Source organism: Escherichia sp. HH26CH (assembly GCF_009820205.1).
Classification (GTDB): Bacteria; Pseudomonadota; Gammaproteobacteria; order Enterobacterales; family Enterobacteriaceae; genus Escherichia; species Escherichia coli_F.
The window spans coordinates 313820-326124 of the sequence record NZ_VNXM01000012.1 but is presented as its reverse complement, the minus strand read 5'-3'; the positions used below and the strand labels follow the sequence as shown (position 1 = coordinate 326124).

At 48.0% G+C, this 12305-nt stretch carries 13 protein-coding genes; 6 read left to right on the top strand and 7 right to left on the bottom strand.

What is annotated here, in order from left to right:
* Positions 1-60 precede the first annotated feature (60 nt).
* Together ghoS and FQ015_RS03610 are read left to right on the top strand one after the other, a co-directional pair.
* Positions 61-351: a type V toxin-antitoxin system endoribonuclease antitoxin GhoS gene (ghoS, locus tag FQ015_RS03615; protein ID WP_000146148.1), complete on the top strand. Its 291-nt coding sequence runs from the start codon at positions 61-63 to the stop codon at positions 349-351.
* Between the two features lie 105 nt (positions 352-456).
* Positions 457-1317, top strand: coding sequence for a fructosamine kinase family protein (locus tag FQ015_RS03610; RefSeq protein WP_000267670.1), 861 nt, complete (start codon positions 457-459; stop codon positions 1315-1317).
* A gap of 40 nt (positions 1318-1357) precedes the next feature.
* On the opposite strand, the gene FQ015_RS03605 is transcribed toward FQ015_RS03610, so the two are convergent.
* Positions 1358-1894 (bottom strand): YniB family protein, encoded by a 537-nt coding sequence (locus FQ015_RS03605; protein ID WP_000222172.1) that lies wholly within the window; start codon positions 1892-1894, stop codon positions 1358-1360.
* 146 nt (positions 1895-2040) lie between these two features.
* Here FQ015_RS03605 and hxpB point away from each other — a divergent pair, with 146 nt between their 5' ends.
* The 3 genes from hxpB to tcyP all read left to right on the top strand — a co-directional run bounded on the left by hxpB (position 2041) and on the right by tcyP (position 4986).
* Positions 2041-2709, top strand: coding sequence for a hexitol phosphatase HxpB (gene hxpB, locus FQ015_RS03600; RefSeq protein ID WP_000106826.1), 669 nt, complete (start codon positions 2041-2043; stop codon positions 2707-2709).
* A 162-nt stretch (positions 2710-2871) separates the two neighbouring features.
* Positions 2872-3462, top strand: a complete 591-nt coding sequence (locus tag FQ015_RS03595; RefSeq protein WP_001295408.1) for a metal-dependent hydrolase — start codon at positions 2872-2874, stop codon at positions 3460-3462.
* Positions 3463-3594: 132 nt separating this feature from the next.
* Positions 3595-4986, top strand: coding sequence for a cystine/sulfocysteine:cation symporter (gene tcyP / locus FQ015_RS03590; RefSeq protein ID WP_001010714.1), 1392 nt, complete (start codon positions 3595-3597; stop codon positions 4984-4986).
* Positions 4987-4989: 3 nt separating this feature from the next.
* On the opposite strand, the gene ydjO is transcribed toward tcyP, so the two are convergent.
* Together ydjO and cedA are read right to left on the bottom strand one after the other, a co-directional pair.
* Entirely contained in the window at positions 4990-5793 is an 804-nt protein-coding gene (ydjO, locus tag FQ015_RS03585) for a protein YdjO (RefSeq protein ID WP_077900835.1), read from the bottom strand.
* Between the two features lie 288 nt (positions 5794-6081).
* Positions 6082-6345 carry a cell division activator CedA gene (gene cedA, locus FQ015_RS03580; RefSeq protein ID WP_001241561.1) on the bottom strand — a complete coding sequence of 88 codons (264 nt, stop codon included), beginning with the start codon at positions 6343-6345 and terminating at the stop codon, positions 6082-6084.
* Positions 6346-6527: 182 nt separating this feature from the next.
* Between cedA and katE the strand changes: the two genes are divergently transcribed.
* On the top strand, positions 6528-8789 hold the full coding sequence (katE, locus tag FQ015_RS03575; RefSeq protein WP_000077873.1) for a catalase HPII: 2262 nt from the start codon (positions 6528-6530) through the stop codon (positions 8787-8789).
* A gap of 46 nt (positions 8790-8835) precedes the next feature.
* Here katE and chbG read toward each other — a convergent pair whose 3' ends face one another.
* The 4 genes from chbG to chbA form a co-directional block, all read right to left on the bottom strand.
* A complete protein-coding gene (gene chbG / locus FQ015_RS03570) occupies positions 8836-9594 on the bottom strand; it encodes a chitin disaccharide deacetylase (protein ID WP_039020757.1) in 759 nt (252 codons plus the stop codon).
* A gap of 12 nt (positions 9595-9606) precedes the next feature.
* A complete protein-coding gene (gene celF / locus FQ015_RS03565; RefSeq protein WP_001571521.1) occupies positions 9607-10959 on the bottom strand; it encodes a 6-phospho-beta-glucosidase in 1353 nt (450 codons plus the stop codon).
* A gap of 102 nt (positions 10960-11061) precedes the next feature.
* Positions 11062-11904, bottom strand: coding sequence for a transcriptional regulator ChbR (gene chbR / locus FQ015_RS03560; RefSeq protein ID WP_000983653.1), 843 nt, complete (start codon positions 11902-11904; stop codon positions 11062-11064).
* Between the two features lie 7 nt (positions 11905-11911).
* Entirely contained in the window at positions 11912-12259 is a 348-nt protein-coding gene (chbA, locus tag FQ015_RS03555; protein WP_001299572.1) for a PTS N,N'-diacetylchitobiose transporter subunit IIA, read from the bottom strand.
* Between the last annotated feature and the right edge of the window lie 46 nt (positions 12260-12305).

Below are 12305 nucleotides of genomic sequence, written 5' to 3'. Positions count from 1 at the left end.
TGTCGGCAACGCGTTTCTCCGACTATGCTCAAAAGTCATGTGATAACAAAGGGGTGAACTATGGCCAGTGGCGATCTTGTCCGTTATGTCATAACCGTCATGTTGCACGAGGATACATTGACTGAAATTAACGAGTTGAATAATTACCTGACTCGCGACGGTTTTTTGCTCACCATGACGGATGATGATGGAAATATCCATGAGCTGGGGACTAACACTTTTGGACTTATCAGTACCCAAAGTGAAGAAGAAATTAGAGAACTGGTTTCGGGGCTTACCCAAAGTGCAACCGGCAAAGATCCTGAAATCACCATCACGACCTGGGAGGAATGGAATAGCAACAAAAAATAAATGGTTTTTGGGCAATAATCAGTCTGTGGTGTGCGTTAGCTCGTGTTTTTACACCGCATTCTTGCGCTAACCTTATGATCTGGCAGACAACATGGGAGAGACATCATGTGGCAGGCAATCAGTCGTCTTTTGAGCGAGCAGTTAGGTGAAGGCGAAATCGAACTGCGTAATGAACTGCCTGGCGGAGAAGTCCATGCCGCATGGCATTTGCGCTATGCAGGACGTGACTTTTTCGTCAAATGTGATGAAAGGGAACTGCTTCCCGGTTTTACCGCCGAAGCCGACCAACTGGAGTTACTGTCGCGTAGTAAAACCGTCACCGTGCCTAAGGTTTGGGCAGTTGGCGCTGACCGTGACTACAGTTTTCTGGTGATGGATTATCTCCCACCTCGCCCGCTGGATGCGCATAGCGCATTTATTCTTGGTCAGCAAATTGCGCGTTTACATCAATGGAGCGACCAACCGCAATTTGGCCTCGATTTCGATAACGCGCTCTCCACAACTCCCCAGCCCAACACCTGGCAACGTCGCTGGTCAACTTTTTTTGCTGAACAACGGATTGGCTGGCAGCTGGAACTGGCGGCAGAAAAAGGGATCGCTTTCGGCAATATCGATGCCATCGTCGAGCATATTCAGCAGCGTCTGGCCTCGCATCAACCGCAGCCTTCTCTGTTGCACGGCGATTTATGGTCCGGCAACTGTGCGCTGGGTCCGGATGGCCCGTACATTTTCGACCCGGCCTGCTACTGGGGTGACCGAGAGTGCGACCTGGCGATGTTACCGCTGCATACTGAACAGCCGCCACAAATCTATGACGGCTATCAGTCAGTATCCCCGCTACCTGCCGATTTCCTTGAACGTCAACCGGTTTACCAACTCTACACGCTGTTAAATCGTGCAAGGTTATTTGGCGGTCAGCATTTGGTTATTGCTCAGCAGTCACTGGATAGATTATTAGCAGCATAATATGGGGTGAGGATAATGGCCGCTCCGTGCGGCCTTTTGATTAAATAAACCCCAGCAGAGAAAAGAACACATAACCTGCAGCAATACAAATAACCGGCAGGATATACAGCGAGAAAAACTGCAGGAAAATAGTATGGTGCGGGACAACAATACGTGACTCAATCTGTTCACGCGTTAGCCCCTCTTCCCCTTTGGCTTTTTCCAGAATGAGTTGATCTTCAACACCTTCCCGCAAGAAGCGCGCCTGGCGACTCATCCGGGCACCGGAATCCTGCAACGCCAGTCCGACAAAAATCAGGATGAAAATCACCCAGAACATAACGTTCACGCCACCATTAAAATTGGGCGTCGGGGAGTTATACCAGAACAGATTCAAAAAAGGCGTATTCGCCTGCATCATATCGATCATGACATGAGTAAAGTCGAGCATGACCGCATTAATGCCTTCCTGGTTTTCCTGCCGGGTATTCATAAATTTCAGCAAAGAAATCAATGTAGAGATCAATGCAGGTATAAAAATCACCCAACCTAAAATCCTTTTCAAAACAGCAATGCGTCCAGCTTGTTGATACGTCATGAGTTCTCCTTGATTAAGACGCGTCGTTTCACTTAGTTTACCTGTAGATATCTGTTTTCGCCCATTCTTTAAAGGCGATATGATAGGCGCTTAATCATAAGCACGGCTTAATACCTTACACATAATGCTCTAAAGGAGAGGTTGTAATGTCAACCCCGCGTCAGATTCTTGCTGCAATTTTTGATATGGATGGATTACTTATCGACTCAGAACCTTTATGGGATCGGGCCGAACTGGATGTGATGGCAAGCCTGGGGGTGGATATCTCCCGTCGTAACGAGCTGCCGGACACCTTAGGTTTACGCATCGATATGGTGGTCGATCTTTGGTACGCCCGGCAACCCTGGAATGGTCCAAGCCGTCAGGAAGTAGTAGAACGGGTTATTGCTCGTGCCATTTCACTGGTTGAAGAGACACACCCATTATTGCCAGGCGTGCGTGAAGCCGTTGCGTTATGCAAAGAACAAGGTTTATTGGTGGGACTGGCCTCCGCGTCACCACTACATATGCTGGAAAAAGTGTTGACCATGTTTGACTTACGCGACAGTTTCGATGCCCTCGCCTCGGCTGAAAAATTGCCTTACAGCAAGCCGCATCCGCAAGTATATCTCGACTGCGCAGCAAAACTGGGCGTTGACCCACTGACCTGCGTGGCGCTGGAAGACTCGGTAAATGGCATGATCGCTTCTAAAGCAGCCCGCATGCGTTCCATCGTCGTTCCTGCGCCAGAAGCGCAAAATGATCCACGTTTTGTATTAGCAAACGTCAAACTCTCATCGCTGACAGAACTCACCGCAAAAGACCTTCTCGGTTAATGACCAGGGGCAGTGATCACGCTGCTCCTGGTTCTTTATCTGAATTTGCATTCAACTGACGGATTAATCGTCAATTTAAGAGAAAGAGTTACACCGTCACCACTTCCGCGCACTGTATAAAAATCCTATACTGTACGTATCGACAGTTTAGTGAGTTTTATCATGACGGCGGAAGGTCACCTTCTCTTTTCTATTGCTTGTGCGGTATTTGCCAAAAATGCCGAGCTGACGCCCGTGCTGGCACAGGGTGACTGGTGGCATATTGTCCCTTCCGCAATCCTGACGTGTTTGTTACCGGACATCGATCACCCAAAGTCGTTTCTTGGGCAGCGATTAAAGTGGATATCAAAACCGATCGCCCGCGCTTTTGGGCATCGTGGTTTTACCCACAGTCTGCTGGCGGTATTTGCGCTGCTGGCAACCTTTTACCTTAAGGTTCCTGAAAGCTGGTTCATTCCGGCTGATGCATTGCAGGGCATGGTGCTGGGTTATTTGAGCCACATACTTGCCGATATGCTGACACCCGCCGGTGTTCCCCTGCTCTGGCCATGCCGCTGGCGTTTCCGCTTGCCTATCCTGGTTCCCCAAAAGGGCAACCAACTGGAACGTTTTATCTGCATGGCATTATTTGTCTGGTCGGTATGGATGCCCCATTCATTACCCGAAAACAGCGCTGTTCGTTGGTCATCGCAAATGATCAATACCTTGCAGATCCAGTTTCATCGGCTTATTAAGCATCAGGTTGAATACTAAAAAGGCAAAAATCGCCTTTCTGGAATAAGCAATTCCATTTGAATATAAGAGCCAGCTCACAGTTCTGTTAATCTTGCGCCAACACTATGACTGCTACGCAGTGATAGAAATAATAAGATCAGGAGAACGGGGATGAACTTTCCATTAATTGCGAACATCGTGGTGTTCGTTGTACTGCTGTTTGCGCTGGCTCAGACCCGCCATAAACAGTGGAGTCTGGCGAAAAAAGTGCTGGTGGGTCTGGTGATGGGTGTGGTTTTTGGCCTCGCCCTGCATACCATTTATGGTTCTGACAGCCAGGTACTTAAAGATTCTGTACAGTGGTTTAACATCGTTGGTAATGGCTATGTTCAACTGCTGCAAATGATCGTTATGCCGTTAGTCTTCGCCTCTATTTTGAGCGCGGTTGCCCGTCTGCATAACGCATCACAGTTAGGCAAAATCAGTTTTCTGACCATCGGAACGCTTTTGTTTACCACGCTGATTGCGGCGCTGGTCGGTGTGCTGGTCACCAACCTGTTTGGTTTGACGGCTGAAGGTCTGGTTCAGGGTGGTGCAGAAACTGCACGTTTGAACGCCATCGAAAGTAACTATGTTGGTAAAGTCTCTGACCTGAGCGTTCCGCAGCTGGTCTTGTCCTTTATCCCGAAAAACCCGTTTGCCGATCTGACCGGAGCCAATCCGACGTCAATTATCAGCGTGGTAATTTTTGCCGCATTCCTCGGCGTAGCTGCGCTGAAGCTGCTGAAGGATGATGCGCCGAAAGGTGAACGCGTCTTAACCGCTATCGATACCCTGCAAAGCTGGGTGATGAAACTGGTTCGCCTGGTCATGCAGCTGACCCCTTACGGCGTTCTGGCGCTGATGACCAAAGTGGTTGCAGGTTCTAACCTGCAAGACATCATCAAACTGGGTAGTTTCGTTGTCGCGTCCTACCTCGGTCTTCTGATTATGTTTGCAGTGCATGGCCTTCTGCTGGGCATTAATGGCGTGAGCCCGCTGAAGTACTTCCGTAAGGTATGGCCAGTACTGACGTTTGCCTTTACCAGCCGTTCCAGTGCTGCGTCTATCCCGCTTAATGTGGAAGCACAAACGCGTCGACTCGGTGTTCCTGAATCCATCGCCAGTTTCGCCGCCTCTTTCGGTGCGACCATTGGTCAGAACGGCTGTGCCGGTTTGTATCCGGCAATGCTGGCGGTGATGGTTGCGCCTACGGTTGGCATTAACCCGCTGGACCCGATGTGGATTGCGACGCTGGTCGGTATTGTTACCGTTAGTTCCGCAGGCGTTGCCGGTGTCGGTGGTGGCGCAACTTTCGCCGCACTGATTGTGCTGCCTGCGATGGGCCTGCCTGTAACGCTGGTGGCATTGTTAATCTCCGTTGAACCGCTTATCGACATGGGCCGTACGGCGCTAAACGTTAGTGGCTCGATGACCGCTGGCACGCTGACCAGCCAGTGGCTGAAGCAAACCGATAAAGCCATTCTGGATAGCGAAGACGACGCCGAACTGGCACACCGTTAATTCTTATGCTGGCAACGGTCCGTTTTGTATAGGGGCCGTTGCCTTACTTTTTAAATGTTCCATCGCGGCGATGCATACTGACTCATATTTAAACAGATCGTCAGCGAAAAAAATGGCTAACTTATCAATACATTCCTGACTCAATGAATGTGCTTGTAGCGAGAAGCTTAAAACCTCATACCCAAGACGTTTTCTAAGTGAACTATCTGAAATACTCATAATCTCTTCAAGCACACCACTTCCCATTCCCGGAAGATTCAGTGGATTAAAAAGAAGATTGACATTAAGCATTGATATTACCGAAGGAAACTTTAGGAGACTCTCATTTTTTTGAATTGCAGAAAAAATACTCCCGGCAGGATGTATATAATTTTGTTCATAGTATATAGTCCTTAAATAGTGAATAACCAACCTGTTTTTTATATTGATCAAATTGGTCATCTTTTCTGGGCGAAATACAGAAGCGACATCCATTCCAATAAAATCTTTATTTATACCTCTTATCCGAATTTCACTACCATAAAGATTATTAATTATTACTCTATATTTAACATTGTCCTGCAGATATGTATCAAAACTAAGTGCTGGCGCTCCTGGCTTTGAGGCATCATAGTTAATGTTAGACATATAGGCAATCATATAATTAAAGTTTGATTCTGCTATTTCATCGCAGTCACATTGCCCCGTTGATATAAAGAAAGTGAGTGCTGTCATAGTAGACTGCAGCCTTTCTTTAAAAGAGTCGAAAGCCAGGCTTTTAATATTTAAATCACCATAATTACTCTGTATTAAGTTTGTAGAAAACATCTCCCGCCTCATATTGTTAACAAAATTATTATCTCATTTAAATCTAAGTCATTTACAATATAAGTTTAAGAGCGACGCCACAGGATGAACTATCAAAAATAGCTCATCATGATTAGCAAAACTTAACCATTTTAAAATAAATAAACAATTAAAGAAAAAAGATCACTTATTTATAGCAATAGATCGTCAAAGGCAGCTTTTTGTTACAGGTGGTTTGAATGAATGTAGCAATGAAATACAAAATTTCAGGCCATGTAACTCCCGGCAAAACCGGGAGGTACGTAATCCTTACTCAGTCACTTCCCCTTCCTGGCGGATCTGATTTGCCCAACGCTGGGCGGATTCAGGCACAGTAAACGCCGGTGAGCGCAGAAATGACTCTCCCATCAGTACAAACGCAACATATTTGCCACGCAGCATCCAGACATCACGAAACGAATCCATCTTTATCGCATGTTCTGGCGGCGCGGGTTCCGTGCGTGGGACATAGCTAATAATCTGGCGGTTTTGCTGACGGAGCGGTTTCTTCATTACTGGCTTCACTAAACGCATATTAAAAATCAGAAAAACTGTAGTTTAGCCGATTTAGCCCCTGTACGTCCCGCTTTGCGTGTATTTCATAACACCGTTTCCAGAATAGTCTCCGAAGCGGGATCTGGCTGGTGGTCTATAGTTAGAGAGTTTTTTGACCAAAACAGCGGCCCTTTCAGTAATACATTAAGGAGACGAGTTCAATGTCGCAACATAACGAAAAGAACCCACATCAGCACCAGTCACCACTACACGATTCCAGCGAAGCGAAACCGGGGATGGACTCACTGGCACCTGAGGACGGTTCCCATCGTCCAGCGGCTGAACCGACGCCACCGGGAGCGCAGCCAACCGCGCCAGGGAGTCTGAAAGCCCCTGATACACGTAATGAAAAGCTGAACTCCCTGGAGGACGTGCGTAAAGGCAGTGAAAATTATGCACTTACCACCAACCAGGGTGTACGCATCGCCGATGATCAAAACTCCCTACGCGCCGGTAGCCGTGGCCCAACACTGCTGGAAGATTTTATTCTGCGCGAGAAAATCACTCACTTTGACCATGAGCGCATCCCGGAACGAATTGTTCATGCGCGCGGCTCAGCCGCTCACGGTTATTTCCAGCCATATAAAAGCTTAAGCGATATCACCAAAGCGGATTTTCTGTCAGACCCCAACAAAATCACCCCAGTATTTGTACGTTTCTCTACCGTTCAGGGTGGTGCTGGCTCGGCGGATACGGTGCGTGATATCCGTGGCTTTGCCACCAAATTCTATACCGAAGAGGGTATTTTTGACCTTGTTGGCAATAACACGCCAATCTTCTTTATCCAGGATGCGCATAAATTCCCCGATTTTGTTCATGCGGTAAAACCAGAACCGCACTGGGCAATCCCACAAGGGCAAAGCGCCCACGATACTTTCTGGGATTATGTTTCTCTGCAACCTGAAACTCTGCACAACGTGATGTGGGCGATGTCGGATCGCGGGATCCCGCGCAGTTACCGCACCATGGAAGGCTTCGGTATTCACACCTTCCGCCTGATTAATGCTGAAGGGAAGGCAACGTTCGTACGTTTCCACTGGAAACCACTGGCAGGTAAAGCCTCACTCGTTTGGGATGAAGCACAAAAACTAACCGGACGTGACCCGGACTTCCACCGCCGCGAGTTGTGGGAAGCCATCGAAGCAGGCGATTTTCCGGAATACGAACTGGGCTTCCAGTTGATTCCTGAAGAAGATGAATTCAAGTTTGACTTCGATCTTCTCGATCCAACCAAACTCATCCCGGAAGAACTGGTACCCGTTCAGCGGGTTGGCAAAATGGTGCTCAATCGCAACCCGGATAACTTCTTTGCCGAAAACGAACAGGCGGCTTTCCATCCTGGGCATATTGTCCCCGGTCTGGATTTCACCAACGATCCGCTGTTGCAGGGGCGTTTGTTCTCTTATACCGATACACAAATCAGTCGTCTTGGCGGACCCAATTTCCATGAGATTCCGATTAACCGCCCGACCTGCCCTTACCATAATTTCCAGCGTGACGGCATGCATCGTATGGGGATCGACACTAACCCGGCGAATTACGAACCGAACTCGATCAACGATAACTGGCCGCGCGAAACACCGCCGGGGCCGAAACGCGGCGGTTTTGAATCATACCAGGAGCGCGTGGAAGGCAATAAAGTTCGCGAGCGCAGCCCATCGTTTGGCGAATATTATTCCCATCCGCGTCTGTTCTGGCTAAGTCAGACGCCATTCGAGCAGCGCCATATTGTCGATGGTTTCAGTTTTGAGTTAAGCAAAGTAGTTCGTCCGTATATTCGTGAGCGCGTTGTTGACCAGCTGGCGCATATTGATCTCACTCTGGCCCAGGCGGTGGCGAAAAATCTCGGTATCGAACTGACTGACGACCAGCTGAATATCACCCCGCCTCCGGACGTCAACGGTCTGAAAAAGGATCCATCCTTAAGTCTGTACGCCATTCCTGACGGTGATGTAAAAGGTCGCGTGGTAGCGATTTTGCTTAATGATGAAGTGAGATCGGCAGACCTTCTGGCCATTCTCAAGGCGCTGAAGGCCAAAGGCGTTCATGCCAAACTGCTCTACTCCCGAATGGGTGAAGTGACTGCGGATGACGGTACGGTGCTGCCTATAGCCGCTACATTTGCCGGAGCGCCTTCGCTGACGGTCGATGCGGTTATTGTCCCTTGCGGCAATATCGCGGATATCGCTGACAACGGCGATGCCAACTACTACCTGATGGAAGCCTACAAACACCTTAAACCGATTGCGCTGGCGGGAGACGCGCGCAAGTTTAAAGCAACAATCAAGGTCGCTGACCAGGGTGAAGAAGGGATTGTGGAAGCTGACAGCGCCGATGGTAGTTTTATGGATGAACTGTTAACGCTGATGGCAGCACACCGCGTGTGGTCACGCATTCCTAAGATTGACAAAATCCCGGCGTAAATATGGATAAGGTCACGCCCCCTGGGGAGTGACCTTACCACCTTACTTACACATCAAGATAACTCCCCAACCGATAACCACGCTCAGCAATCGCATATTTCAACGACGCTGAAGTCAGCACATCCAGTTCCGTTAACCGAGGGAAGCAATAAGCACTCTGGCGAATCGTATTATCGATAAACGCCGGGTGGCACATCACTTCCAGAGAGCGCTCGCCGCGATGACTGGAGTCATCAAGCACTTGCAGGAACAGTGTCTCGCTAATCTCTTCACCATAAAACGCGCTACTGAATCCCTGCGAACTGCGCAGATTAGCCGGTAAATCACCAACGTTAGATAGCGGCTGACGGTCGATGCGCAACGCTATCCCCTCTTCAGCCGCAAACCTGGCAACAATCGGGAAAATCTGCGGGAACATATGCACATGATGATGGCTATCAAGATGCGTAGGTTTGTGTCCAAATAGCTCAATGAAACGCAAATACTGACTGGCGAGCTCCTGAGTAATTTCTTCCAGCGGTAAAGCATCTTCTTCTGCCAACTGCCAGATCCATTTTCCCAGCACACCATCGCGGGTTAACCCCGGCATAGCTGTCAGTGCCTTGCCCATAGTAAGGACAAAGTGCATCCCTATGGCCAGACTCGGTTCATCACGACTCAACTGCACTGCATGGTCAATAGCCTGCCCATTCACCAGCACCGTCGTCGACGTGACAATCCCATTGCGACAGGCCTCGATAATGCCGTAGTTCTGACCTTTGCTTAAGCCAAAATCATCGGCATTAACAATCAGTAAGCGTTCCATAATCAGCCTCGGTTAATGTGCTTTTTTAAGCTCTGCGATGCAGTCGGCAAAATTTGGCAGCCATTTCTCGTGCGCCAGAATCATCTCGCGTGCCAGCAGCTCAGCATCGCGATCGGAATGCACCAACGGACTAAGGTTTAGCGCCAGTAACACATCGTTAAATTCCCCGCTAAGTGCGGCGTTGCTGGCAGCAATCTCGAAGCCTTTGATGGTGTGAATCAGCCCCATCACTTTATCATCGAAATGCGTAATGCGCGGATGTGGCGTCGCGCCATCGCGCCCCAGCGTACAGGTCATTTCTACCGCCCAGTCTGCCGGAATATTATCAATATGCCCATGATGCGGGATATTAACGTAATGTTCTGCTTGCTTATCGTTGTAGATAGCGTTGATCACTTCGCACGCTGCATCAGAGTAATAAGCCCCACCGCGCTGTTCCAGTTCTTTCGGCTTAACTTTCAACTCCGGGTTTTTATATAGCTCAAAAAGTTGTTTCTCGACTTTCTGTACTACCTGCGCACGTGCGCCGCCTTTGTAGTATTCGCCCATTTCAATAGCCAGCATCTCTTTTTGCTTGAAGTAATAAAGCAAATAAGAACACGGCAACAGATTCAGAGAACGAATTAAGCCTTCGCTAAATGGCAGATCGAAAATATTTTTAACGCCAGATGCTTTTAACTGCCCGGATGCCACACCATCAAGCAATTCGGCAAAGCGTGATTTGCCATTTACCAGCACATCCTTAATGAACACCATATGGTTGAGGCCGAACAAATCGATAGATAAATCATCGCTGTCTTTCAGCATCAGAACATCGCGAATAAACATCTTCATGCCGATCGGAATATTACACACGCCGATAAAGCGTTTAAATCCGGTATGACGATAAACGGCTTCAGTGACCATTCCCGCCGGGTTAGTGAAGTTAATCACCCATGCATTCGGACAAAGTTCTTCGACATCTTTTACGATGTCAAAAATCACCGGAATGGTACGCAGACCTTTAAACAAACCGCCCGCGCCGTTAGTTTCCTGACCAAGATAACCATGACTTAATGGAATACGTTCATCCAGTTCGCGCGCCGGTAATTGGCCTACGCGCAGTTGGGTAGTAACGAAATCAGCATCTTTCAATGCTTCGCGGCGATCCAGCGTTTTATAAAGCTTCATCGGGACGCCAGCGTTATCAATCATCCGTTGGCAGAGATCAAAAATAATATCCAGTTTCTCTTTACCATCTTCGACATCCACCAGCCATAATTCGCTGACCGGCAATTCGTGATAACGCTTAATAAATCCTTCCAGTAATTCCGGGGTATAGCTGCTCCCGCCACCAATAGTGACGACTTTTAATTTCTGGCTCATAATTTCTCCCTTCAGTACAGAATACTGATATCTGGCATATCTGCCCCCGGACATAAATAATCCAGCAACAGGACAGATATGTTAATTGTCAGGTATAACGACTTACTGATTAAATTCAGTCAATTTCTTACGATAGCTCTTAGGCGTAAAGGACGTTAATTTCTTAAACGTTTTAATAAACAAGCTCGGGCTACTATAACCGGCCTCAAACGCAATATCCGTCACGGAATAGTTGGTCATTTCCAGTTGTTTTTTGGCAAAATTAATACGGATCTCATTAATAATCTGCATTGGTGTTTTGCCATAATATCGTTGAGTCGCTCGCGTCAAATATTCCTGTGATTTGGCTGACAACGTCACCATATTCTCCAGCGCCGATTCACTAAACTGCTCTTTATCATGCATCTTTTCTACCGTACTTTTCAGCCACTGCGGTACATCATCAATCACCTGTTCTTCGCGGTAATGACGCAAACGGTTAATGACATAAAAAGTCACCATCTCAACAAACTCTTCCAGCCCTGTTTCGCGGAAATTCAATGAAGAAATCACTGTTTCCACATAGGTGAGAAAAGCGTTATTGGTCCGGTATACCTGCGAAGCGACAAAGCAATAAGGCAACAACGGCAGGTAATGCTGCTCAAAAAAGCGTTTACTGATCCCAACGTTCAATATGCGCGTGGCACCAAACTCATAAAAACTTTGATGGTGCGAACCTAACGGAATAAAAACAAAATCGCCCCGTTCCAGTAACACGCGCTTACCATTAATCTCCTGGAAGTAACGCCCGGTTAATACCAGAGTAAATTCATAATAGTCGTGCTGATGCAGTCCGCTGATACTCTCAGTTTTGTTGTAGATAAACACATGGAAGTTTTTGCCATTAAACAACTGCTGTTCTCGGGCAGTGGCAATTTCCGGCGCGTTAATCACTGGCTGCATCATCAACTCCTTATGCCTTCAGTTTTTCATGAAGCTCAATTAATTCAGTAATCAGTTCACGCGCAAGCATGGACGTCATTAAATGATCCTGAGCGTGGACCAGCACCAGACTCACTTTCATCTTACCTTCGCCCGCATCGCCTTCAATCAGTTTCGTCTGTACCAGATGCGCTTCATTCAATGCCATCCGTGACTGATCCATCATGGCTTTTGCTGCGGCAAAATCGCCCTGCTTCGCCTGTTTCAGTGCGGCATACGCCAGGCTGCGCGCTTGTCCGGAGTTGATGATAAGTCCCATCACCACTTCTTCCAGCTCTTCAGCTTCTGTTTGCGTATCGGGAATGTTATCGAGATCCATCGTACATCGTTCCTCTCTTTTCTTGCCGGCACGATTACTCCTACCG